A 24437-nucleotide genomic window follows, 5' to 3' on the forward strand; every position below is an offset into this window, starting at 1 on the left:
TTCCTTTCGCTTGTGTAAATACCTAACCATCCTACAACAAGCCTACTTCTTATAGATCAATAAGATAACCACACCTTTCGTTCTCACGATCACAAATTTCGTTTTATTTCCTTTTGGATTATTGCTCTTTCGATTTCTTTCCTATAGATTTTAATCAATCGACAAGATGAACAAGTGAAACGAAACGAAAGATAGCGACATTCTCGCCAGCGTCTTATGTGGAATTTACAAGACTAAGGACTTAAGTTATGCCAGAAACCTATACCCCTGTTACCGCGGTAACGGGCACCTGGACCGAAGAAGAGATCCGTCAACAACCTGCCAGTTGGATCCGTTCCCTTACGAATATCGACAACATTCGATCTGCCATTGACAGCTTTCTCGCACCATTACTGCGCAAAAACGATCTGCGGATCATACTGACCGGGGCTGGAACATCAGCATTCATTGGCGACATCATCGCCCCCTGGCTGGCAAGCTATACCGGTAAAAACATCAGCGCTGTGCCGACCACCGATCTGGTCACCAATCCGATGGATTACCTGAATCCCGCACATCCGCTGCTGCTCATTTCTTTCGCTCGCTCAGGTAACAGCCCTGAAAGCGTTGCGGCAGTGGAACTGGCTAATCAGTTTGTGCCTGAGTGTTATCACCTGCCGATCACCTGCAACGAAGCAGGTAGCCTCTATCAAAACGCAGTTGCAAGCGACAATGCCTTTGCTCTGTTAATGCCCGCAGAGACACATGACCGTGGCTTCGCGATGACCAGCAGCATTACCACCATGATGGCCAGCTGCCTGGCAGTATTTGCCCCAGAGAAAATCAACAGCCAGACCTTCCGTGACGTGGCCGATCGGTGCCAGACGATTCTGACTTCGCTGGGCGATTTCAGCGACGGTGTATTTGGCAATGAACCCTGGAAACGGATCGTTTACCTCGGTAGCGGTGGATTACAGGGAGCAGCGCGGGAATCAGCACTGAAAGTCCTGGAGCTGACTGCAGGCAAACTGGCCGCATTCTATGACTCCCCGACAGGCTTTCGTCACGGTCCAAAGTCACTGGTTGATAACGAAACGCTGGTAGTGGTCTTTGTTTCCAGCCATCCGTATACACGTCAATACGATCTCGATCTGCTGGCAGAGTTACGCCGCGATCGGCAGGCATTGCGGGTTGTCGCGATTGCCGCACAAACCCATGAGGTGATTGAAGCAGGCCCACATATTCTGCTGCCACCAGCACGCTCTTTCATCGATATGGAATTGGCGTTCTGCTTCCTGATCTACGCCCAGGTTTTTGCTTTGACGCAATCCATCAATATCGGCAATACACCGGATACGCCTTCTGCCAGCGGCACTGTGAACCGCGTTGTACAGGGCGTTGTTATTCATCCCTGGAACGCCTAAAAGGATCGTTTTATGAGCATTATTTCCACGAAATACCTCCTGCTGGATGCCCAAAAAAAGGGCTATGCCGTACCCGCCTTTAACATTCATAACGCCGAAACGATCCAGGCGATCCTTGAAGTGTGCAATGAAATGCAATCGCCGGTGATCCTGGCAGGAACGCCGGGTACCTTTAAGCATATCGCGCTGGAAGAGATCTACGCGCTGTGCAGCGCTTATTCCACCAGCTACGGTATACCGCTGGCGCTGCACCTCGATCACCATGAGTCGCTGGACGACATTCGTCGTAAAGTGAATGCAGGAGTGCGCAGCGCAATGATTGACGGCAGCCACTTTCCGTTTGAAGAAAACGTGAAGCTGGTGAAATCCGTTGTGGATTTTTGCCATGCCAAAGATTGCAGCGTGGAAGCTGAGCTGGGTCGCCTCGGTGGCGTAGAAGATGATATGAGTGTGGATGCAGAAAGCGCCTTCCTCACCGATCCACAAGAAGCTAAACGGTTTGTTGAGCGTACTGGCGTAGATAGCCTTGCTGTTGCCATCGGCACAGCACACGGTTTGTACACCAAGACGCCCAAAATCGATTTCCAGCGGCTGGGTGAAATTCGTGAGGTAGTCGACGTTCCGCTGGTGCTACATGGCGCAAGCGATGTCCCTGACGAATACGTCCGCCGCACGATCGAGCTTGGCGTTTGCAAAGTTAACGTCGCGACCGAACTGAAAATCGCTTTTGCCGATGCGGTCAAAGCGTGGTTTGCGGAGAATCCGCAGGGCAACGATCCTCGCTATTACATGCGGGTCGGTATGGATGCGATGAAAGAAGTGGTGCGTAGCAAAATCACTGTATGCGGGTCAGCAAACCGCTTATTAATCAGTGAAACTGCCGCTCAGTCTTAAGCACTGTGTTAGCTAATGGCCATACCCTTGTCGGTTTGGCCATCAGCAATCGGGCTTACTCTCCCTGCTGTTCCAGCGCGTGCTTATACAACGCATTCTTTTTCACGCCATGGATTTCAGCAGCCAGCGCGGCGGCCTTTTTCAGCGGCAGTTCTGCCTGCAATAAGGCCAACGTACGCAGCGCATCGGCAGGAAGATCGTCTTCCTGCGCTTTATGCCCTTCAACAATCAGCACCATTTCGCCTTTACGACGGTTTTCATCTTCCTTGACCCACGCCAGCAGTTCACCAACCGGTGCCCCGTGAATAGTTTCCCAGGTTTTGGTCAGCTCGCGCGCCAGCACCACGTAGCGGGATTCGCCCCACACGGCAACCATGTCTTCCAGGCTATCCAGCAAGCGGTGGGTAGATTCATAAAAAATAAGCGTACGCGGCTCGGCCTCAATGGCTTTCATCGCATCACGACGCCCTTTCGATTTGGCAGGCAGAAATCCTTCATAGCAAAAACGGTCTGAAGGCAGGCCTGCAGCGCTCAGGGCAGCAATCGCCGCACAAGGACCAGGCAGGGGAACAACGCGGATCCCTGCTTCACGACAGGTACGCACCAGATGGTAGCCAGGATCGTTAATCAGCGGCGTTCCGGCATCGGAAACCAGCGCAATGTTTTGTCCTTCTTTGAGCTTCGCGACCAGCGTTTCGGCCTTTTGCTGCTCGTTGTGGTCATGTAGCGCGAACAGACGCGCGTTAATCGCGAAGTGTTGTAACAATAATCCTGTATGACGAGTGTCTTCAGCGGCAATCAAATCAACGGCTTGTAAAACTTCGAGCGCTCGTTGGGTAATATCAGCCAAATTTCCTATAGGAGTAGGTACAATAAAGAGTTGGCCTTGAGAATTATCCGCCGATTCGTGTTGTTTCATTGTGTCGTCCGTATTGCCGATTTAATATTGAGCATTGAGTAAAAAAATATCACTGGATACAGTATGGTACCCTCAACATTTTCTCGTTTGAAAGCCGCACGCGCGCTACCAGTCATTCTGGCAGCACTGATTTTCGCAGGCTGTGGCACCCAGGCGCCAGACCAGAGTGCAGCCCATATGCAGGGCACTGCGCAGGCTGATTCCGGCTTTTATCTGCAACAAATGCAGCAAAGCTCAGATGATAGCAAGACCAACTGGCAATTACTCGCCATTCGTGCACTGCTGAAAGAAGGCAAGAGCCAGCAGGCTATCGAACTGTTTAACCAGCTACCGCAGAAGCTAAGCGATAACCAGCGTCGTGAGCAGTCACTGCTGGCCGTCGAGATTAAGCTCGCGCAGAAAGATGTCGCTGGCGCACAGGCCCTGCTGGATAAGTTAACTCCCGCCGATTTCGATCAAAACCAACAGGCACGCTACTGGCAGGCGCAAATCGACGTCAACCAGGGTCGCCCATCTCTGACGCTGCTGCGCGCCCTGATCGCGCAGGAACCGCTGCTGGCCGCGAATGCTAAGCAGAAAAATATGGACGCCACCTGGCAGGCGCTGTCGTCCATGACCCAGGAGCAAGCGCAAGCGCTGGTCATCAATGCTGATGAAAACGTGCTGCAAGGCTGGCTGGATCTCCAGCGCGTCTGGTTCGATAACCGTAACGATCCGGACATGATGAAAGCTGGTATTGCGGACTGGCAGAAACGTTATCCGCAAAACCCAGGAGCAAAACTGTTACCAACACAGTTGGTTAACGTGCAGAGCTTTAAGCCCGCCTCCACCAGCAAAATCGCCCTGCTGTTACCACTGAACGGTCAGGCCGCTGTATTTGGCCGTACTATTCAGCAAGGCTTTGAAGCTGCGAAAAACATGGGCACTCAACCTGTCGCAGCCCCTGTTGCTGTCGCACCTGCCGCAGTTCCAGCTGCCGCGACCACCACAGAACAGCCGCAAACGACTGACGGCGTTGCCAGCCCGTCTCAGGCGTCAGTAAGCGATCTGACCAACGAGACGCCGGCTCAGCCAGAAACCCCTGCTGTGCAGCCCGCAGCACCCGCTCAGCCAACAACCGCCAGCGCACCGGCGAATCCATCCGCTGAGCTGAAAATCTACGACACTTCATCACAGCCGCTGAACCAGATCCTGACTCAGGTTCAGCAGGATGGCGCCAGCATCGTGGTTGGCCCACTGTTGAAGAACAATGTTGAAGAGCTGATGAAAAGCAACACGCCATTGAACGTCCTGGCGCTTAACCAGCCGGAGTCGGTGAAAAATCTGCCGAATGTCTGCTACTTCGCCCTGTCGCCAGAAGATGAAGCACGCGACGCCGCACGCCACATCCGCGATCAAGGAAAACAGACGCCGCTGTTGTTGATTCCACGGAGTTCATTAGGCGATCGCGTTGCCAACGCCTTTGCACAGGAATGGCAAAAACTGGGTGGCGGCGTGGTATTGCAGCAGAAGTTCGGCTCCACCGCTGAACTTAAAATGGGCGTCAACGGTGGCTCGGGGATTTCCCTGACAGGCAGCCCGGTGGCCTCCTCTGTGCCAGCACAACCCGGCGTGACGATTGGCGGTCTGACCATCCCGGCAGCACCTACCGATGCGCAAATAACCGGCGGCAGCGGTCGTGTTGATGCCGTGTATATTCTGGCGACGCCGGAAGAAATTGCATTTATTAAGCCGATGATCGCCATGCGCAACGGCAGCCAGAGCGGAGCAACGCTGTACGCCAGCTCTCGTAGTGCGCAGGGCACTGCCGGCCCGGATTTCCGTCTGGAGATGGAAGGCTTGCAGTACAGCGAAATTCCGATGCTGGCAGGCGCTAACGCGCCTCTCATGCAGCAGGCGCTTGGCGCGGTTCGTAACGACTACTCGCTGGCGCGTATGTATGCCATGGGTGTCGATGCCTGGTCGCTTGCCAACCACTTCTCGCAAATGCGTCAGGTGCAGGGTTTCGAAATTAACGGCAATACCGGGGCCTTAACCGCAACGCAGGATTGTGTGATTAACAGGAAGTTATCATGGCTCAAATACCAGCAAGGACAAGTCGTCCCCGCCAGTTAACGAGTAAACAGACCGGTGACGCGTGGGAATCCACTGCGCGTGACTGGCTGCTGAGCAAGGGACTGCATTTTATCGCCGCCAACGTGCGTGAACGTGGTGGCGAAATCGACCTGATAATGCGTGAAGGCAACACCACCGTATTTGTTGAGGTTCGCTACCGACGCTCAGCACAGTTCGGCGGTGCGGCGGCGAGTGTGACCCGGAGCAAACAACACAAATTATTACAGACCGCCCGCTTGTGGCTTGCGCGCCACAATGGGAGTTTTGATACTGTGGATTGCCGGTTCGATGTGTTAGCCTTCACCGGAAATGATGTTGAGTGGTTTAAGGACGCGTTCAACGACCGCTCATAGTTGAAGATTCAGAGCCTGGTTCTTAAGGATTAGCGTGTTAGATAGAATTAAAGTCTGCTTTACAGAAAGCATTCAAACTCAGATAGCTGCGGCTGAAGCACTTCCGGATGCAATCTCCCGTGCCGCCATGACGCTGGTTCAGTCCCTGCTCAATGGCAACAAAATTCTCTGTTGTGGTAATGGGACATCCGCTGCCAACGCACAGCATTTTGCTGCCAGCATGATCAATCGTTTTGAAACAGAACGCCCAAGTTTACCTGCGATTGCACTAAATACTGATAATGTGGTCTTAACTGCGATTGCCAACGATCGCCTGCACGACGAAGTTTATGCAAAACAAGTCCGTGCGCTGGGACATGCAGGTGATGTTCTGCTGGCAATCTCTACGCGTGGTAATAGCCGCGATATCGTAAAAGCCGTTGAAGCCGCCGTGACACGCGACATGACAATCGTCGCGCTGACCGGGTATGACGGAGGGGAACTGGCCGGATTACTGGGGCCACAGGATGTTGAAATCCGTATTCCCTCACACCACAGCGCCCGCGTTCAGGAAATGCACATGCTGACGGTCAACTGCCTTTGCGATCTTATCGATAACACGCTTTTCCCTCACCAGGATGATTAAGGAGTACACATGAAGGCATTTTCGCCGCTTGCTGTGATTATCGCTGCACTGCTGCTGCAAGGCTGTGTCGCTGCCGCCGTTGTTGGAACTGCAGCTGTCGGGACTAAAGCCGCGACGGATCCTCGTAGTGTCGGCACCCAGGTTGATGACAGTACCCTGGAATTACGCGTCAATACGGCGTTGTCGAAAGATGCCCAGATCAAGAAAGAAGCGCGAATCAACGTGAGCGCATATCAGGGTAAAGTGCTGCTGGTCGGCCAGTCGCCGAATAGCGAACTGTCTGCACGTGCAAAACAGATTGCGATGGGCGTAGAAGGTACGACTGAGGTCTTTAATGAGATCCGTCAGGGCCAGCCAATCGGTCTGGGCGATGCGTCCAACGATACCTGGATAACCACCAAAGTACGTTCCCAGTTACTGACCAGCGATCAGGTGAAATCCTCTAATGTGAAAGTAACGACTGAGAACGGAGAAGTGTTCCTGTTAGGTCTGGTGACCGAGCGTGAAGCGAAGGCGGCGGCGGATATCGCCAGCCGGGTAAGCGGCGTGAAACGCGTCACGACAGCCTTTACGTTTATTAAGTAACACGCCTGTAGATTGCATCTTATCCGGCCTACAGAACGTAATCGTTTGTAGGCCGGATAAGCGTCAGCGCCATTCGGCATTTTTTTATTTAGCCCTTTCGCGTAGCTCGGAAGAGGTCAGGATCGAAACCCCTTCATGCCCAGGTGCCAACGCTTCTGCCAGCATTGCCCGAGCAACATCGCGCGCTTCAATCGACTTCCAGTTACCCGGCAGCAGCCTGAACAACGGCGCTAAAAACATCTCATTCGTCCGCTGTTTGTCCCTATCACCCAGTAGCATTGAAGGCCGGACAATCGTCAGCCGTGGCCAATTCTGCGCGATCAGCGCCTGCTCCATTTCACCTTTCACCCGATTATAAAAAAACGGTGAATTCGCATTGGCGCCCATCGAACTCACCACCAGCATATGCTGGGCGCCTAACCTACGTCCCGTCAGGGCCGTATCTACCACCAGCGTATAGTCAGCATGGATAAACGCCTCTTTGCTGCCCGCTTCACGCCGGGTAGTCCCCAAACAACAAAAGACAATATCGACTGGATCGGTGACCTGCGCCAGAGCATCGGTTAGCTGCGGATCATGGGGGTTATAGATACCAACCGTATCTGCCAGCGGTCGACGCGTTGGTGCCGTGATGGCATTGACCCGGGGTTCATTGAGCAGCATACGCAGCAAATGTCCGCCCACCAGCCCCGTGGCTCCCGTTATTAACACCTGACTCATCGCTTATCTTCCCCAGGTCTTCAATCACTGTTCTAACTATAGATCACGCAGCCAGTGCATCTTTTTACCGAAGCCCAGCGTGTTGTCCGTAAATTTGACTTCATCCAGTCGAATTTCCCATACGGGTGCTGGCAGCATTCTGGCGACGGGGAAACGGCGGTTGTAGGCTTTACGCGCAGCTTCGCTCTCCTGTCCTTCAAGACGCCGGATTTCCCCTTTAAACTGTACGCCCCGAATCAGAGCGACGGTTTTAGGCTGACCGTTTACTGTACCGGCAATCGGTGCGCGTGGTCCGGACATCTGCGCATGCCGCGTTTTCTCTTCGGTCAGCACATAGAACACCATCTTCTGCGCATCAAACAGGTAAAACGCATTGGCGCACCACAATTCACCTTCATGGTGTACGCACCAGGTCACGACGTGCTGTTTTGCCAGCCAGCGAGACACCGCAGTCAGTGTTTCCATTTCTGTTCTCTTTTATACTGTAGGCCTGAAAATTATCACGTCGATGGTAACAATGACACCCTGGTATCTGTACCTGATCCGTACCGCAGACAACGCCTTATACACCGGAATAACCACCGATGTGCAGCGCCGCTATAAGCAGCATCAAAGTGGGAAAGGCGCGAAGGCGCTACGCGGAAAGGGGGAACTCACGTTGGCATTTGCGGCGCAGGTCGGCGACCGTTCGCTGGCCCTGCGCATAGAGTATCGCGTTAAACAGCTCACCAAGCGGCAGAAAGAGCGCCTTGTCGAAGGCGAAGGGTTTGAGGCGCTATTAAGCAGCCTGCAAACCCCGGAAACTTAAAAGCGATTGAAGTGGTCGTGGTATTCCACAAGTCCCGTCACGCCATCCAGCGCATCGTCCGCCAGGCGATGAACCTGGAACGCGCTTTCGGTGCCCGGCCAGCGGCAACGCAGGTCATGATGGGCCGCCAGCTCAAAGCCAAAGCGGCTGTACAGGGCCGGATCCCCCAGCGTAACCACCGCTGCGTAGCCAAACTCGTTCAGTGAATCGAGTCCTTCATAGACCAGCTGACGCGCCAGGCCCTGCCCCCGGTAGTTTTCATCCACCGCGAGCGGCGCCATGCCGACCCATTGCAGATCTTCACCCTGAACATCGACTGGGCTGAACGCGACGTAACCCACTACCTGACCTTCGTCATCGGTAGCAACCAGACCCAGCGTTAAGAAACCATCTTCACGCAGGTCGTGCACTAATTTCGCTTCCGCATCGCTCTCAAATGAACGGCGCAGCAGCGCATCAATACCAGGGGCATCAATGGGAATTTCAACTCGAATCAGCATGGCTCACCTACCGAGGTCTGTTTGGTTTCTGGCGACGTTTTCATCCCCGCCTCAACAAAATCCGCCAACTGCATCAGCATGACGCGCAACGCTTTAGGCATCTGCTCCAGTTCGATGGCATCCATCAGATTTTTTACGTATAGCCCTAATTCTGTATCACCTTCAATCACCAGACGACGCTGGAAGAAAAGCGTATCCGGATCCTGCTTGCGAGCCACGATCATCAGCAGATCGCTGGCATCGGCGCTAAAACTCACATCCGCATCTGCATTCTGGCTGACGATAAGTTTATCGTTCTCAACAGAGGTATACCATTTGAGGTCAATGTCACGCACATGAATGCTCAGCCAGCGACCTTCGAGAAACTCCAGCTCCCCATCGGCCAGCGCCTGACTAAACTGCCAGCTCAGGACCTGCTCCAGAACCTGGCGCTTCAGCGCAAAGGGCGTCAGTTTAACTGGTACACTCATCAGAGAAGGACCAAATTGTACTAAGCGTGAACGCAGTTTATCCAACACGAGCTTTACTCCCTGTTTCAATAGTCCTGCTATTTTGCCATATCAAATAAACGACATAGCGGCATAAATCAACAATTCGATGCGAAATTGTTACCTCTTTATTGGTGTCACCAATACGACTTTAACTGCCTCAAATCAAAAATTGTCTCAGCAAGGTTAACTAAAATCCCCATTCGTTAACATTTCTGCGCCCGTCACGGCGCAACGTTCAGGATAAATTATGGAGCTGCTCTGCCCTGCCGGAAACCTACCGGCGCTTAAGGCGGCCATCGAGAACGGCGCTGATGCTGTCTACATCGGGCTGAAAGATGATACCAACGCCCGTCATTTCGCCGGCCTTAATTTTACCGAGAAAAAATTGCAGGAAGCGGTGAGTTTTGTCCATCAGCACCGCCGTAAGCTGCACATTGCGATTAACACCTTTGCGCACCCGGATGGTTACGCGCGCTGGCAACGTGCCGTTGATATGGCAGCGCAACTGGGTGCAGACGCGCTGATCCTCGCCGACCTCGCCATGCTTGAGTATGCCGCAGAGCGCTACCCGCATATTGAGCGCCATGTCTCTGTTCAGGCATCTGCAACCAATGAAGAGGCAATTAATTTCTATCATCGCAACTTTGACGTCGCCCGCGTGGTGCTGCCGCGCGTGCTGTCTATTCATCAGGTGAAGCAGCTCGCTCGCGTCACGCCAGTTCCCCTGGAAGTGTTCGCCTTCGGTAGCCTGTGCATTATGGCGGAAGGCCGTTGCTATCTTTCGTCCTATCTGACGGGTGAGTCTCCTAATACGGTTGGTGCATGCTCGCCTGCCCGTTTTGTCCGCTGGCAACAGACCCAACAAGGGCTGGAATCCCGTCTTAATGAAGTGCTGATCGACCGCTATCAGGACGGGGAAAACGCCGGTTATCCGACGCTATGCAAAGGCCGCTATCTGGTTGACGGCGAGCGTTACCATGCGCTGGAAGAACCCACCAGCCTGAACACGCTGGAGCTGCTGCCGGAACTACTGGCAGCCAATATTGCCTCGGTGAAAATCGAAGGTCGTCAGCGCAGCCCGGCCTATGTCAGTCAGGTGGCGAAAGTGTGGCGTCAGGCGATCGACCGCTGTATGGCCGACCCGCAAAACTACGTCCCGCAGGCCGCGTGGATGGAAACGCTCGGTTCTATGTCCGAAGGCACGCAGACCACGCTTGGCGCGTATCACCGTAAATGGCAGTGAGAGAAGCAATGAAATATTCCTTAGGGCCGGTGCTGTGGTACTGGCCGAAAGAAACGCTGGAAGATTTTTATCAGCAGGCTGCCGTAAGCCAGGCCGACGTTATCTATCTTGGTGAAGCGGTATGCAGTAAACGCCGTGCCACCAAAGTGGGCGACTGGCTCGATATGGCGAAATCGCTAGCCGGCAGCGGTAAACAGGTTGTGCTGTCAACACTGGCGCTGGTACAGGCCTCTTCTGAACTGGGAGAGCTGAAGCGCTATGTCGAAAACGGTGACTTCCTGCTGGAAGCCAGCGATCTCGGCGTAGTAAACATGTGCGCCGAGCGTAAGCTGCCGTTTGTCGCCGGGCATGCGCTCAACTGCTACAACGCGGTTACCCTGCGTATTCTGCTCAAACAAGGCATGGTGCGCTGGTGTATGCCGGTAGAGCTTTCCCGCGACTGGCTGGCAAACTTGCTCAACCAGTGTGATGAGCTGGGTATTCGCAATCAGTTTGAAGTTGAGGTGCTGAGCTACGGGCATCTGCCGCTGGCGTACTCTGCCCGCTGCTTTACCGCACGCTCTGAAGACCGTCCAAAGGACGAGTGTGAAACCTGCTGCATAAAATACCCGAACGGGCGCGATGTGCTGTCGCAGGAGAATCAGCAGGTCTTTGTCCTTAACGGGATCCAGACCATGAGCGGCTATGTTTACAACCTCGGCAACGAACTGACATCGATGCAGGGGCTGGTTGATATTGTGCGTCTGTCCCCTTCAGGCACTGAAACATTCGCCATGCTCGACGCCTTCCGCGCCAATGAAAATGGCAGTGCCCCATTACCGCTTGCCGCCCACAGTGACTGTAACGGCTACTGGAAGCGACTGGCTGGACTGGAGCTGCAGGCCTAGTCGGATGCGGCATAAATGCCTTATCGGGCCTACAAATAGCGATCCCGTAGGCCCGATGAGCGCAGCGCCATCGGGCATGTTATATTCGGTGCCCGCCGTATAAAGCTCACTTTGTTAACAACATTCGCTAATCTTTAATGCAGTATTAAAAGATTAACCGGTAACAAAGTGAGCCGTTATGACTGACAAAACTATTCCGTTCTCGGTGCTGGATCTGGCGCCGATCCCTGAAGGATCCTCGGCAAAAGAGGCCTTCACACACTCGCTTGATCTCGCTCAACTGGCTGAAAAGCGCGGCTACCACCGCTATTGGCTGGCGGAACATCACAACATGACCGGCATCGCCAGCGCAGCAACCTCAGTGCTGATTGGTTTTCTGGCTGCCAATACCACTACGCTGCATCTCGGGTCTGGCGGCGTGATGTTGCCTAACCATTCGCCGCTGGTGATCGCCGAGCAGTTCGGTACCCTGAACACGCTATATCCGGGACGAATCGATCTCGGGCTTGGTCGCGCACCGGGCAGCGATCAACCAACAATGCGCGCACTGCGCCGCCATATGAGCGGTGATATCGATAACTTCCCACGCGATGTAGCTGAACTGGTGGACTGGTTCGACGCCCGCGATCCTAATCCCCATGTACGCCCGGTTCCCGGCTACGGCGAGCAGATCCCGGTCTGGTTATTAGGCTCTAGCCTGTACAGCGCACAACTGGCGGCCCAGCTTGGTCTGCCGTTTGCTTTCGCCTCGCACTTTGCCCCGGATATGCTGCATCAGGCGCTGCATTTGTATCGCACCCAATTCAAACCCTCGGCGCGGCTGGCAAAACCGTATGCGATGGTGTGCATCAACATTATTGCCGCCGACAGCAATCGCGACGCCGAGTTTCTTTTCACCTCCATGCAGCAGGCCTTTGTGAAGCTTCGTCGTGGCGAAACCGGCCAGCTACCGCCGCCGGTAGAGAATATGCATCAGCTGTGGTCCGCTTCTGAGCAGTACGGCGTACAACAGGCGCTAAGCATGTCGCTGGTCGGTGATAAGGCAAAAGTGCGGCATGGTCTCGACGCCATTTTGCGTGAAACCCAGGCTGATGAGATTATGGTTAACGGTCAGATTTTTGATCATCAGGCACGTCTACATTCGTTTGATTTGGCGATGGATGTGAAGCAGGAATTATTGGGGTAGTACTATTTGTGCCGGATGGCGGCTGCGCCTTATCCGGCCTACTCAATCTCTGTGGGCCCGGTAAGCGTAGCGCCACCGGGCAATTGTTTTACTGGTAAACCGGCAACAGATTCACGCTCGACAGAATATGGATAACCGCGTTGCCGATACCGAATACCAGGATCAGCGCAATCATCGGCTTGCCGCCCCAGACACGGAATTTCGGGCTACCGAAACGCTCGCGGGATTTACGTGCCAGCAGCGCCGGAACAATCGCGGCCCAGATGGTTGCCGCGAGTCCTGCATAGCCAATGGCGTACAGGAAACCGTTCGGCCATAGCAAGCCACCGATAATTGGCGGGACAAATGTCAGCAATGCCGTTTTGAAACGTCCCATTGCCGAGTCATCAAAGCCAAACAGATCCGCCAAATAGTCAAACAGACCGAGTGTAACGCCGAGGAATGAACTCGCCACCGCAAAGTTGGAGAACACCACCAGCAGCAGATCCAGACTGCGGCTGTTTAGTACACCGCTCAGCGCCTGTACCAGCACATCAATGTTACCACCCTGCTGCGCAATACCGATAAACTCCGGACGCGGAATATTACCCATCGTCCCCAGCAACCATACGGTATACAGCACCAGCGCCAGCAGCGTGCCGTACACCAGACACTTAACGATGGTCTTCGGATCTTTACCGTAGTACTTCATCAGGCTCGGGACGTTGCCGTGATAGCCGAATGAGGCCAGACAGAACGGCAGCGTCATCAGTAGGTACGGCGTATACGAAGCATTGCTTTCCGCCACGTTAAACAACGTTGTGGGCTGAACGTGTCCCAATAAGCTGCCGAAGGTCAGGAAAAAGGTAATCACCTTCGCGCCCAGCACAATCGCCGTCATGCGGCTCACCGCTTTGGTACTTAACCACACCACAAACGCCACCAGCAACGCAAAGCCAAGACCTGCCGCACGCGCCGGAACGTTCAACGACATCTCCGAGAAGGTGTGATGCAGGATTGACCCGCTCGCCGAGATATACGCGTAGGTCAGAATATAGAGAACGAAAGCAATCGAGATGCCGTTCACCACGTTCCAGCCTTTGCCCAGCAGATCTTTCGTGATGGTGTCGAAACTGGAGCCAATACGGTAATTGAGGTTAGCTTCAAGGATCATCAGCCCGGAGTGCAGCATGCAGAACCAGGTGAAGATCAGCGCTGCCATTGACCAGAAGAACCACGCCCCGGACATGACCACTGGCAGAGAAAACATCCCCGCGCCAATAATGGTGCCGCCGATGATCACCACGCCGCCGAGCAGCGAAGGTGACGTTTGGGTGGTGGTTAGTGTTGCCATTTAGCCATCTCTCCAGTCATTTATATTGTGACTACATATCAATGTGCTGCACTGTACCAGTACACGAGTACAATTGAAATAAAAAAAGCCCCGATTGTTGAGATCGGGGCCGTATATTTTACTTTACAGCTATAAAGCTAAAAGGCTTATGCATCACCGCCGAAACGACGACGACCAGCAGAGTCATCACGACGCGGAGCAGAAGAATCGTCACGACGCGGACCACGGTTGCCTTCACGACGTTCGCCGCTGAAACGACGACCATCGCCACGACCGCCTTCACGACGTTCACCGCTAAAGTTACGACCTTCACCGCGACCACCTTCACGACGCTCACCGCTGAAACGACCACCGCCACGACGCTCACCACCAGTGTGCGGAACCGCATCGCCAACCAGCTGCATGTTCATCGGCTTGTTCAGGATGCGAGTACGGGTAAAGTGCTGCAGCACGTCGCCCGGCATACCTTTCGGCAGTTCGATGGTGGAGTGGGAAGCAAACAGCTTGATGTTACCGATGTAACGGCTGCTGATATCACCTTCGTTAGCAATCGCACCAACGATATGACGAACTTCAACACCGTCATCACGGCCCACTTCAATGCGGTACAGCTGCATGTCACCAACATCACGACGTTCACGACGCGGACGGTCTTCACCACCACGGTCATTACGGTCACGAGGGCCACGATCGTTGCGGTCGCGCGGACCACGGTCATCACGGTCGCGGAATTCGCGTTTCGGACGCATCGGCGCATCTGGCGGCAGGATCAGAGGACGTTCGCCCTGAGCCATTTTCAGCAGTGCAGCTGCCAGCGTTTCGATATCCAGCTCTTCTTCCGGCTGCATTTTCGCCAGCAGAGCACGGTACTGATCCAGATCGCTGCTTTCCAGCTGCTGCTGAACTTTAGCGGCGAATTTTTCCAGACGGCGTTTGCCCAGCAGATCTGCGTTCGGCAGTTCTACTTCCGGAATAGTCAGCTTCATGGTGCGTTCGATGTTACGCAGCAGACGACGCTCGCGGTTCTCAACGAACAGCAGCGCACGACCCGCACGACCCGCACGACCGGTACGGCCGATACGGTGAACGTAAGACTCGGAATCCATCGGGATGTCGTAGTTGACAACCAGGCTGATACGCTCAACGTCCAGGCCACGGGCCGCAACGTCGGTTGCAATCAGAATATCCAGACGGCCATCTTTCAGACGCTCCAGAGTCTGCTCACGCAGGGACTGGTTCATGTCGCCGTTCAGTGCAGCGCTGCTATAACCGCTACGCTCCAGCGCTTCTGCTACTTCCAGGGTCGCATTTTTGGTACGTACGAAGATAATCGCCGCATCAAAGTCTTCCGCTTCCAGGAAACGCACCAGCGCTTCATTTTTACGCATACCCCACACAGTCCAGTAGCTCTGGCTGATGTCAGGACGGGTAGTAACGCTGGACTGAATACGTACTTCCTGCGGCTCTTTCATAAAGCGGCGGGTAATACGACGAATCGCTTCCGGCATGGTTGCAGAGAACAGAGCGGTCTGATGACCTTCCGGGATCTGCGCCATGATGGTTTCAACGTCTTCGATGAAGCCCATACGCAGCATTTCGTCAGCTTCGTCCAGTACCAGACCGCTCAGTTTGGAGAGGTCCAGAGTACCGCGCTTCAGGTGATCCAGCAGACGACCCGGCGTACCGACGACGATCTGTGGCCCCTGACGCAGGGCACGTAATTGCACGTCATAACGCTGGCCGCCGTACAGGGCAACCACGTTCACGCCGCGCATGTGTTTAGAGAAATCCGTCATGGCTTCTGCTACCTGAACCGCCAGTTCGCGGGTCGGTGCCAGCACCAGAATCTGAGGTGCCTTCAGCTCAGGATCAAGATTGTTGAGCAGCGGTAAAGAGAACGCTGCAGTTTTGCCGCTACCTGTCTGGGCCATACCCAGAACATCGCGGCCGCCCAGCAGATGCGGAATGCACTCTGCCTGGATTGGAGATGGTTTTTCGTAACCCAGATCGTTAAGGGCTTCAAGGATAGGAGCCTTCAGGCCCAGATCTGCAAAAGTGGTTTCGAATTCAGCCATGTAGTACGTGTGCCTCAAAATTAATGGCGGCCAGTCTACATAACTCATCATGAAATTGATCTGCAATTTTCATTGAAAAGTGTGAACCGGCTCAAAGTAGGTGTATTAACGAACAACAACGCCCTCACCCGTGAAGGTGATGGCAATCAAAAAAGATTACGGGCTGATGTGTACGTCAGCTATTGCTGGTCCGATTCTGCCAGGTCATCTTGGTCCTGGCCCAGGAGCGATAATTCCAACAATGCGTATCGGTGCTCAACAAAGTTATGAACGTTGTTAGCCACCGCCAGTTTGAACAATGCCGTAGCGTTGTCCAAATCCCCCAGACTTAGGTAGTACTTACCTAAATAGAAGTTGGTTTCACTGAGATGCTCAGCGAGCGAGGTGTTATCCGTTGCGTCCGCCTTCAGGCGTTCCATCAGCGTTGCTTCGCTAATGTTGCCCAGGTAGAACTCGACAATGTTCCATCCCCATTGCTCTTTATCCGATTTCTCAAAGCGTTGCTTCAACGCTTCTTTAGCCTGCTTCTCATCGAGCTTCTGCTCGGCAAGATAAAGCCACAGACTACGGAAAGGATCATTGGGATCGTCTTGATAAAACGCTAGCAGATCATCTTGCGCTAACTTGTCGCGACCGCCGTAATACAATGCGATACCGCGATTTAAGTGCGCGTAGTTGTAAGTTGGATCAAGCTCAAGTACAGAATCAAACGCTTCATAGGCAGCATCAAAATTGCCTGCCTGCGTTAAATATATACCTAAGTAATTGAATACTTCAGGCATATCTGGTCGGATTGCCAGCGCTTGTGAAAAATCATTTCGCGCCAATGCCCTCAGACCGAGACTATCATACAACACTCCGCGCTCATATAAAAGCTGTGCGCGTTCGTCATCGGTTAAAGCCCGACTGGCAAGAATTTGTTCCATACGTGCCAGAATCACTTCCTGCTGCAAAGTCGGTTGCAATGGTACTGCGAGGACTTCACTCTTTCGCCAGGCGGAATTACTGCATCCAGCCAGCGTGAGTGCTGTCGCAACGAAACACCAGCGCAAAAAAGGCTTCATTTCCCACTCCCGAAGACAACGATTGAATGAACGTCCAGGTTCCCCGGTTGCTAACAAGGCATCCTGCCGGGTTAAAGGCCCTCCGCTTTCACGGAGGGCAATGGCAACCTTACTCGCCCTGGCTTGCCGGAGCTTCCGGTTCGCCTGCAGGCTGAGACTGCTCAGTTGCTTCTTTAATGCTCAGACGTACACGGCCCTGGCGATCAACTTCCAGAACTTTGACCGGTACTTCCTGGCCCATCTGCAGGTAGTCGGTCACTTTCTCAACGCGCTTGTCAGCGATCTGAGAGATGTGTACCAGACCTTCTTTACCGCCACCGATGGCAACGAATGCGCCAAAGTCAACGATACGGGTCACTTTACCATTGTAGATACGGCCTACTTCGATCTCTGCGGTGATCTCTTCGATACGACGGATAGCATATTTCGCTTTCTCACCGTCGGTCGCAGCAATCTTCACGGTACCATCATCTTCGATTTCAATGGTGGTGCCGGTTTCTTCGGTCAGAGCACGGATAACAGAACCGCCTTTACCGATAACGTCTTTGATCTTGTCCGGGCTGATCTTGATAGTGTGGATACGCGGAGCGAACTGAGAAATGTCGCCACGCGGAGCGTTGATCGCTTGTTCCATCACACCCAGGATGTGCAGACGCGCACCTTTAGCCTGGTTCAGCGCAACCTGCATGATTTCTTTGGTGATACCTTCAATTTTGATATCCATCTGCAGTGCAGAGATACCGTCGCGGGAGCCCGCCACTTTGAAGTCCATATCGCCCAGGTGGTCTTCGTCGCCCAGGATGTCAGACAGAACAACAAAGTTGTCGCCTTCTTTCACCAGACCCATCGCGATACCCGCAACGGCTGCTTTGATCGGCACGCCTGCGTCCATCAGCGCCAGGGAAGCACCACATACGGAAGCCATGGAAGAAGAACCGTTAGATTCGGTGATTTCAGAAACCACACGCACGGTGTACGGGAATTTATCCAGTTCCGGCATTACTGCCAGTACGCCACGCTTCGCCAGACGGCCGTGACCAATCTCACGACGCTTCGGAGAACCGACCATACCGGTTTCACCTACGCAGTACGGAGGGAAGTTGTAGTGGAACAGGAAGTTGTCAGTACGCTCGCCCATCAGTTCGTCGAGGTTCTGCGCATCACGCGTGGTGCCCAGGGTCGCAGTAACCAGCGCCTGAGTTTCGCCACGGGTGAACAGTGCGGAACCGTGGGTACGCGGCAGAACGCCAGTACGCACGTCCAGGCCACGGATCATGTCTTTTTCACGGCCATCGATGCGCGGCTCGCCTGCCAGTACGCGGCTACGAACAACGTTTTTCTCGATAGCGTGCAGGATTTCACCCAGTTCGTTAGCGTCCAGGGTTTCGTCTTCAGCCACCAGAGTCGCGATGGTTTCAGATTTGATCACGTCAACCTGAGCATAACGCTCTTGTTTGTCAGTGATACGGTAAGCATCGCTCAGGCGAGCTTCTGCCAGTGCGGCAACGCGTGCGTTCAGCGCTTCGTTGACGGCTTCTGGCTGCCAGTCCCAACGCGGTTTGCCAGCTTCTTTCGCCAGCTCGTTGATCGCCTGAATCACAACCTGCTGCTGTTCGTGACCGAACACAACAGCGCCCAGCATCTGATCTTCGCTCAGCAGTTCAGCTTCGGATTCAACCATCAGTACGGCTGCTTCAGTACCTGCAACAACCAGGTCCAGCTTGCTTTCTTTCAGTTCGTCCTGAGTCGGGTTCAGTACGTACTGGTCATTGATGTAACCAACACGTGCAGCACCGATCGGGCCGTTGAATGGGATACCAGACAGAGTCAGCGCAGCAGATGCACCAATCATTGCCACGATGTCCGGGTTAACCTGCGGGTTAACGGAAACAACGGTCGCGATAACCTGAACTTCGTTAACGAAGCCTTCCGGGAACAGCGGGCGAACCGGGCGGTCAATCAGACGCGCGATCAGGGTTTCGCCTTCGCTCGGACGGCCTTCACGACGGAAGAAGCTACCCGGGATACGGCCAGCAGCGTAGGTACGCTCCTGATAGTTAACGGTCAGCGGGAAAAAGTCCTGGCCTGGTTTCGCTTTTTTCTGACCAACAACGGTAACGAATACCGCGGTGTCATCCATGCTAACCATAACAGCGGCAGTCGCCTGACGCGCCATCATGCCGGTTTCCAGCGTAACGGTATGCTGACCGTACTGGAATTTACGAACGATCGGATTAAGCAAAATAATATCCTTTCTCTATTTTTTGACGGCACATTTTTGCGCCATCGTTAATACCCGATCTTCTGCGCATCCTCGCGACTAATGACAACCCTAACCCATAAGCATGAGTAAAGCCTCTCATTAGCCGCGCGAACCTCTGCAACGGAAGATCATTCATAGCAACAATACATTAGTTTCCAGCGAATTGCTGCCATCTGCTGGAAAAAAGGGGCCATGAAGGCCCCCTCTTTCTGAAACTCGAAAGAATTAGCGACGCAGGCCCAGACGCTCGATCAGCGCGGTGTAACGTGCAACATCTTTACGTTTCAGGTAGTCGAGCAGTTTACGACGCTGAGAAACCATGCGCAGCAGACCACGACGGCTGTGGTGATCTTTTTTGTGCTCTGCAAAGTGGCCCTGCAGGTGGTTAATCTGTGCAGTCAACAGAGCAACCTGAACATCGGTAGAACCGGTGTCGTTTGCATCACGACCAAACTCAGAAACGATTTTAGCGGTAGCTTCAGTACTTAGAGACATTTTAAAACTCCAAAGTGATAAGAATGAAAGGATGCCGATCTCTAATTCAGCTATCCCAGTGTATACACTTTATCCTTCAAACTGGCTCTGCGTTGGCTGCGTCCGCTCACCTCAGTCACTTACCTAAGTAATCTCCTGAGGATCCTCAGACTTGCCGCCTTGATGCAGCTCGAATGATTTTGTGTATACGCCACGCAGATTGTTAAACAATTCACGCGACGTTAGGCGGCAGTATTCTACTCGCAGCGCCCTTTTATCGCAAGACAGAGAGCGCTATGCAGGATACTCAACCACCAGGCGGCGGGGGGCGACACGACCTTCATCGTCCATCTCCCCCATGCCAATAAACTTGCCGTCATCGCCTTCCGTCACGCGTACCAGCCCTTCCAGCGGGGCGCCTGTCGTCCGTACCGGATTACCATTTTTAAAGTAAACCGACGATGTTAAAGGCAAATTAACAACAGGATAGTCCGATGCCGGACTGTCCATTGGCATCAGCAAAGGATCAAGCAACTGAGCCGCCGGAATGTTCTGCTGTTCTGCCTGTTCGACCAGCTCACGCAGGTGTTCCAGCGTGACCATACGATCCACCGGATACTTGCTGACCGTCAAACGACGCAGATACGTGACGTGCGCGCCGCAGCCCAGCTTCTCACCGAGATCGTCAACGATGGTACGAATATAGGTGCCTTTGGAGCAGTGAACTTCCAGCTCCAGTTCGTTACCCTCGTGACGGATAAACAGCAGCTCATAGACGGTAATCGGGCGCGCTTCACGCGGCACTTCAATGCCCTGACGCGCATATTCGTACAGCTTCTTACCCTGATACTTCAGCGCCGAATACATCGACGGAATCTGCTCGATATCGCCGCGGAAAGTCTCCAGCGCGCTCGCCAGTTGTTCTGCGGTGAAGGTTACCGGACGCTCCTGCACGATCTGCCCATCGGCATCGGAAGTGTCAGTACGCTGGCCCAGACGGGCAACCACGCGATAGCGTTTGTCAGAATCCAGCAAATACTGTGAAAACTTTGTCGCTTCACCAAGGCAGATAGGCAGCATACCTGTCGCCAGCGGATCCAACGCGCCGGTATGTCCCGCGCGGTTGGCATTGTAGATGCGCTTTACTTTTTGCAGCACGTCATTGCTGGACATGCCCTGCGGCTTATCCAGCAGCAGGACACCGTGAATATCGCGACCACGACGACGAGGACGACTCATCAGTCCTCCTTGCTGTCGTCCGCTGGGTTCACACGACGCTCATCGTCATGTTTCACCACGCTGGTCACCAGGTTGGACATGCGCATCCCTTCAACCAACGAGTTGTCGTAGAAGAAGGTCAGCTCAGGCACGATACGCAGACGCATTGCTTTACCCAGCAGAGAGCGGATAAAACCAGAGGCTTCCTGCAGTGCCTTAATGCCGTTTTTCACGGCAGCTTCGTCCTGATCGTTGAGGAAAGTCACGAATACTTTGGCATATGCCAGATCACGGGACATCTCAACACCCGATACGGTGGTCATCATGCCAACACGCGGGTCTTTGATTTCGCGTTGCAGGATGAGTGCGATTTCTTTCTGCATCTCCTGCGCGACACGCTGCGGGCGACCAAATTCTTTCGCCATAATAAATTCTCCAGACAAAAAAGGGGCATTCAGCCCCTTTTGAAAATAATTCGGTGATTAGGCTGTAGGCCTGATAAGCGTAGCGCCATCAGGCATTACATTGCCGGATGTCGGCGTAAACGCCTTATCCGGCCTACACCCGAACAACCTTAAGCAATTGTACGTTTGATCTCGATGATCTCGAACACTTCGATCATATCGCCAACGCGAACGTCGTTGTAGTTCTTAACGCCGATACCACATTCCATACCGTTACGGACTTCGTTGACGTCATCTTTGAAGCGGCGCAGGGATTCCAGCTCGCCTTCATAGATAACCACGTTGTCGCGCAGTACGCGGATTGGGTTGTGACGTTTAATCGTGCCTTCGGTAACCATACAGCCTGCGATAGCGCCGAATTTCGGTGATTTGAACACATCACGAACTTCAGCCAGACCAATAATCTGCTGTTTCAGTTCCGGAGACAGCATGCCGCTCATCGCTGCTTTCACTTCGTCGATCAGATGATAGATGACGGAGTAGTAACGCAGATCCAGGCTTTCTGATTCGATAACTTTACGTGCAGAGGCATCAGCACGTACGTTGAAGCCAACCAGAATCGCGTTGGATGCCGCAGCCAGGGTCGCGTCGGTTTCGGTGATACCACCTACGCCAGAACCGATGATCTTCACTTTTACTTCGTCGGTAGACAGTTTCAGTAAAGAGTCGGAAATCGCTTCTACAGAACCCTGTACGTCAGCCTTCAGCACGATGTTCACTTCGTGAACTTCGCCTTCGGTCATGTTGGCGAACATGTTCTCAAGTTTAGATTTCTGCTGACGAGCCAGTTTAACTTCACGGAATTTGCCCTGACGGTACAGTGCAACTTCACGCGCTTTCTTCTCGTCACGAACGACGGTCACTTCATCACCGGCAGCCGGAACACCGGACAGACCGAGGATTTCCACTGGAATGGACGGACCTGCTTCCAGTACTTCCTGACCCAGTTCGTTACGCATCGCACGAACGCGGCCATATTCGAAGCCACACAGAACGATATCGCCCTTGTTCAGGGTACCTTCGCGAACCAGGACGGTAGCGACCGGGCCACGACCTTTATCCAGGAAGGATTCGATAACCGCACCGCTCGCCATACCTTTACGGATAGCTTTCAGTTCCAGTACTTCGGCCTGCAGCAGGATAGCATCCAGCAGTTCGTCGATACCGGTACCCGCTTTCGCAGAAACGTGAACGAACTGGCTCTCGCCGCCCCACTCTTCCGGCATGATGCCGTACTGGGACAGTTCGTTTTTAACGCGATCTGGATCCGCTTCCGGTTTATCGATTTTGTTGACTGCAACAACTACCGGCACACCTGCCGCTTTCGCGTGCTGGATAGCTTCGATAGTCTGCGGCATCACGCCGTCGTCTGCTGCAACAACCAGAACAACGATATCCGTTGCCTGAGCACCACGAGCACGCATGGAGGTAAACGCGGCGTGACCCGGAGTATCCAGGAAGGTGATCATACCGTTGTCAGTTTCAACGTGGTACGCACCGATGTGCTGAGTAATGCCGCCCGCTTCGCCAGAGGCCACTTTCGTGGAACGAATGTAGTCCAGCAGAGACGTTTTACCGTGGTCAACGTGACCCATGATGGTCACTACCGGTGCGCGCGGTTCAGCCGCAGCGCCGGTGTCACGGTCGCTCATTACTGCTTCTTCCAGCTCGTTTTCACGACGCAGGATAACTTTGTGGCCCATCTCTTCGGCAACCAGCTGTGCGGTTTCCTGGTCGATGACCTGGTTGATGGTCGCCATTGCGCCCAGCTTCATCATCGCTTTGATGACCTGAGAGCCTTTAACCGCCATCTTGTTCGCCAGATCGCCAACGGTGATGGTTTCGCCGATCACAACGTCACGGTTAACAGCCTGAGCTGGCTTCTGGAAGCCCTGCTGCAGAGCGGAACCTTTACGCTGCTTGCCGCCTTTACCACCGCGAACCGCTGCACGTGCTTCTTCACGGTCAGCTTTAGATTCAGCGTGTTTATTGCCTTTCTTCGCCGGACGCGCGGCTTTAGTGCTGCGAGTACGACCACGACCGCCTTCAACTTCACGATCGTTCTCGTCTTCAGCCTGGCGAGCATGCTGAGAGGTGGTGACGTGATAATCACTGGTGTCTTCGACAGGTTCAGCGTTATTCACACCATTTTTCTCGTTTTCTTCCGCCATACGGCGAGCTTCTTCCGCTACGCGGCGCGCTTCTTCTTCAAGCTTGCGACGTGCTTCTTCTTCCGCTTTACGCTTCAGTTCTGCGGCTTCATTTTCACGGCGGGCTTTTTCGGCCTGGGCGGTTTTAGTCATATCGTCGGTCTGTTGATTGCTCACTTTGTCTTTTTCCGCAGCTTCACGTTTCGCTTTATCAGCGGCTTCACGCTTAGCTTGTTCTGCGGCCTCACGTTCGGCTTTTTGTTGCGCCTCGCGTTTGGCAGCTTCTTCTGCCTCACGACGGGCTTGCTCTTCCGCTTCACGCTGCGCCTGCTCTTCCGCGGCAAGGCGTTCAGCCTCTTGCGGATCGCGTTTCACAAAGGTGCGTGTCTTGCGGACTTCGATTTGTACCGATTTGCTTTTTCCACCGGTACCTGGAATATTGAGAGTACTGCGCGTTTTACGCTGCAATGTCAACTTATCCGGCGCTGAGCCGTTTTCACGGTTCAAATGCGCCAGTAAGGTTTGTTTCTCTTGTGCGGACACAGAGTCGTCAGCAGACTTCGCGATACCGGCATCAGCAAATTGCTGTACCAGGCGATCTACGGAAGTCTGTATCTCTGCAGCCAGCGTTTTTACGGTTACATCTGTCATACTGTTCCTTCCTGCT

The 24437-nt window shown here is 53.8% G+C and carries 24 protein-coding genes; 10 read left to right on the plus strand and 14 right to left on the minus strand.

Going from position 1 to position 24437, the window contains the following annotated elements; all coding sequences use genetic code 11:
- The first annotated feature begins 248 nt into the window (after nt 1-248).
- Both OGY67_RS11905 and kbaY read left to right on the plus strand, forming a co-directional pair.
- Nucleotides 249-1403, plus strand: coding sequence for an AgaS family sugar isomerase (locus OGY67_RS11905; protein WP_008785901.1), 1155 nt, complete (start codon nt 249-251; stop codon nt 1401-1403).
- Between the two features lie 12 nt (nt 1404-1415).
- Complete coding sequence (gene kbaY, locus OGY67_RS11910) at nt 1416-2297, plus strand: tagatose-bisphosphate aldolase subunit KbaY (protein WP_048215473.1); 882 nt, start codon at nt 1416-1418, stop codon at nt 2295-2297.
- Between the two features lie 55 nt (nt 2298-2352).
- Here the strand turns inward: kbaY and rsmI are convergent, their stop codons facing one another.
- Nucleotides 2353-3216 (minus strand): 16S rRNA (cytidine(1402)-2'-O)-methyltransferase, encoded by an 864-nt coding sequence (gene rsmI, locus OGY67_RS11915; protein ID WP_003024942.1) that lies wholly within the window; start codon nt 3214-3216, stop codon nt 2353-2355.
- Between the two features lie 63 nt (nt 3217-3279).
- Between rsmI and OGY67_RS11920 the strand changes: the two genes are divergently transcribed.
- The 4 genes from OGY67_RS11920 to dolP are packed head-to-tail and all read left to right on the plus strand — an operon-like array spanning nt 3280 to nt 6894.
- Nucleotides 3280-5331, plus strand: a complete 2052-nt coding sequence (locus OGY67_RS11920; RefSeq protein WP_008785903.1) for a penicillin-binding protein activator — start codon at nt 3280-3282, stop codon at nt 5329-5331.
- Nucleotides 5289-5684 (plus strand): YraN family protein, encoded by a 396-nt coding sequence (locus OGY67_RS11925; protein WP_003828625.1) that lies wholly within the window; start codon nt 5289-5291, stop codon nt 5682-5684. The genes OGY67_RS11920 and OGY67_RS11925 overlap by 43 nt, the downstream gene beginning before the upstream one ends.
- Before the next feature lie 34 nt (nt 5685-5718).
- Nucleotides 5719-6309 carry a DnaA initiator-associating protein DiaA gene (diaA, locus tag OGY67_RS11930; RefSeq protein ID WP_003024948.1) on the plus strand — a complete coding sequence of 197 codons (591 nt, stop codon included), beginning with the start codon at nt 5719-5721 and terminating at the stop codon, nt 6307-6309.
- 9 nt (nt 6310-6318) lie between these two features.
- Nucleotides 6319-6894, plus strand: a complete 576-nt coding sequence (gene dolP / locus OGY67_RS11935) for a division/outer membrane stress-associated lipid-binding lipoprotein (protein ID WP_008785904.1) — start codon at nt 6319-6321, stop codon at nt 6892-6894.
- A gap of 84 nt (nt 6895-6978) precedes the next feature.
- Here dolP and OGY67_RS11940 read toward each other — a convergent pair whose 3' ends face one another.
- Nucleotides 6979-7614 carry an NAD(P)H-binding protein gene (locus OGY67_RS11940; protein ID WP_003828632.1) on the minus strand — a complete coding sequence of 212 codons (636 nt, stop codon included), beginning with the start codon at nt 7612-7614 and terminating at the stop codon, nt 6979-6981.
- Nucleotides 7615-7650: 36 nt separating this feature from the next.
- Nucleotides 7651-8079, minus strand: coding sequence for a YhbP family protein (locus OGY67_RS11945; protein ID WP_032945092.1), 429 nt, complete (start codon nt 8077-8079; stop codon nt 7651-7653).
- Between the two features lie 52 nt (nt 8080-8131).
- Between OGY67_RS11945 and OGY67_RS11950 the strand changes: the two genes are divergently transcribed.
- Nucleotides 8132-8422: a GIY-YIG nuclease family protein gene (locus OGY67_RS11950; protein WP_286574010.1), complete on the plus strand. Its 291-nt coding sequence runs from the start codon at nt 8132-8134 to the stop codon at nt 8420-8422.
- On the opposite strand, the gene OGY67_RS11955 is transcribed toward OGY67_RS11950, so the two are convergent.
- Complete coding sequence (locus OGY67_RS11955) at nt 8419-8922, minus strand: GNAT family N-acetyltransferase (RefSeq protein ID WP_008785907.1); 504 nt, start codon at nt 8920-8922, stop codon at nt 8419-8421. The genes OGY67_RS11950 and OGY67_RS11955 overlap by 4 nt on opposite strands.
- A complete protein-coding gene (gene ubiT, locus OGY67_RS11960) occupies nt 8916-9440 on the minus strand; it encodes a ubiquinone anaerobic biosynthesis accessory factor UbiT (RefSeq protein ID WP_003828637.1) in 525 nt (174 codons plus the stop codon). Before ubiT ends, OGY67_RS11955 begins: the two co-directional genes overlap by 7 nt.
- 220 nt (nt 9441-9660) lie before the next feature.
- Between ubiT and ubiU the strand changes: the two genes are divergently transcribed.
- The 3 genes from ubiU to OGY67_RS11975 all read left to right on the plus strand — a co-directional run bounded on the left by ubiU (nt 9661) and on the right by OGY67_RS11975 (nt 12729).
- Nucleotides 9661-10656, plus strand: a complete 996-nt coding sequence (gene ubiU, locus OGY67_RS11965) for a ubiquinone anaerobic biosynthesis protein UbiU (RefSeq protein ID WP_003024971.1) — start codon at nt 9661-9663, stop codon at nt 10654-10656.
- Between the two features lie 8 nt (nt 10657-10664).
- A complete protein-coding gene (locus OGY67_RS11970) occupies nt 10665-11543 on the plus strand; it encodes a U32 family peptidase (protein ID WP_020996351.1) in 879 nt (292 codons plus the stop codon).
- A gap of 178 nt (nt 11544-11721) precedes the next feature.
- A complete protein-coding gene (locus OGY67_RS11975) occupies nt 11722-12729 on the plus strand; it encodes a luciferase-like monooxygenase (protein ID WP_286573996.1) in 1008 nt (335 codons plus the stop codon).
- An 88-nt stretch (nt 12730-12817) separates the two neighbouring features.
- Here OGY67_RS11975 and mtr read toward each other — a convergent pair whose 3' ends face one another.
- The 9 genes from mtr to infB form a co-directional block, all read right to left on the minus strand.
- Nucleotides 12818-14062, minus strand: a complete 1245-nt coding sequence (mtr, locus tag OGY67_RS11980; protein WP_003828642.1) for a tryptophan permease — start codon at nt 14060-14062, stop codon at nt 12818-12820.
- 146 nt (nt 14063-14208) lie between these two features.
- On the minus strand, nt 14209-16137 hold the full coding sequence (locus tag OGY67_RS11985; protein WP_003828643.1) for a DEAD/DEAH family ATP-dependent RNA helicase: 1929 nt from the start codon (nt 16135-16137) through the stop codon (nt 14209-14211).
- A complete protein-coding gene (yrbN, locus tag OGY67_RS11990; RefSeq protein WP_010723222.1) occupies nt 16130-16210 on the minus strand; it encodes a protein YrbN in 81 nt (26 codons plus the stop codon). Before yrbN ends, OGY67_RS11985 begins: the two co-directional genes overlap by 8 nt.
- Before the next feature lie 106 nt (nt 16211-16316).
- Complete coding sequence (nlpI, locus tag OGY67_RS11995) at nt 16317-17201, minus strand: lipoprotein NlpI (protein ID WP_003024982.1); 885 nt, start codon at nt 17199-17201, stop codon at nt 16317-16319.
- Nucleotides 17202-17310: 109 nt separating this feature from the next.
- On the minus strand, nt 17311-19443 hold the full coding sequence (gene pnp / locus OGY67_RS12000) for a polyribonucleotide nucleotidyltransferase (RefSeq protein ID WP_008785911.1): 2133 nt from the start codon (nt 19441-19443) through the stop codon (nt 17311-17313).
- A gap of 246 nt (nt 19444-19689) precedes the next feature.
- Complete coding sequence (gene rpsO / locus OGY67_RS12005) at nt 19690-19959, minus strand: 30S ribosomal protein S15 (RefSeq protein ID WP_000059465.1); 270 nt, start codon at nt 19957-19959, stop codon at nt 19690-19692.
- Between the two features lie 273 nt (nt 19960-20232).
- Entirely contained in the window at nt 20233-21177 is a 945-nt protein-coding gene (truB, locus tag OGY67_RS12010; RefSeq protein ID WP_003828704.1) for a tRNA pseudouridine(55) synthase TruB, read from the minus strand.
- On the minus strand, nt 21177-21581 hold the full coding sequence (gene rbfA, locus OGY67_RS12015) for a 30S ribosome-binding factor RbfA (RefSeq protein WP_003024988.1): 405 nt from the start codon (nt 21579-21581) through the stop codon (nt 21177-21179). The genes truB and rbfA overlap by 1 nt, the downstream gene beginning before the upstream one ends.
- A gap of 149 nt (nt 21582-21730) precedes the next feature.
- On the minus strand, nt 21731-24421 hold the full coding sequence (infB, locus tag OGY67_RS12020) for a translation initiation factor IF-2 (protein ID WP_286573997.1): 2691 nt from the start codon (nt 24419-24421) through the stop codon (nt 21731-21733).
- Nucleotides 24422-24437: the final 16 nt, after the last annotated feature.

This window comes from Citrobacter sp. Cpo015 (assembly GCF_030333035.1).
GTDB classification, from domain to species: domain Bacteria; phylum Pseudomonadota; class Gammaproteobacteria; order Enterobacterales; family Enterobacteriaceae; genus Citrobacter; species Citrobacter portucalensis.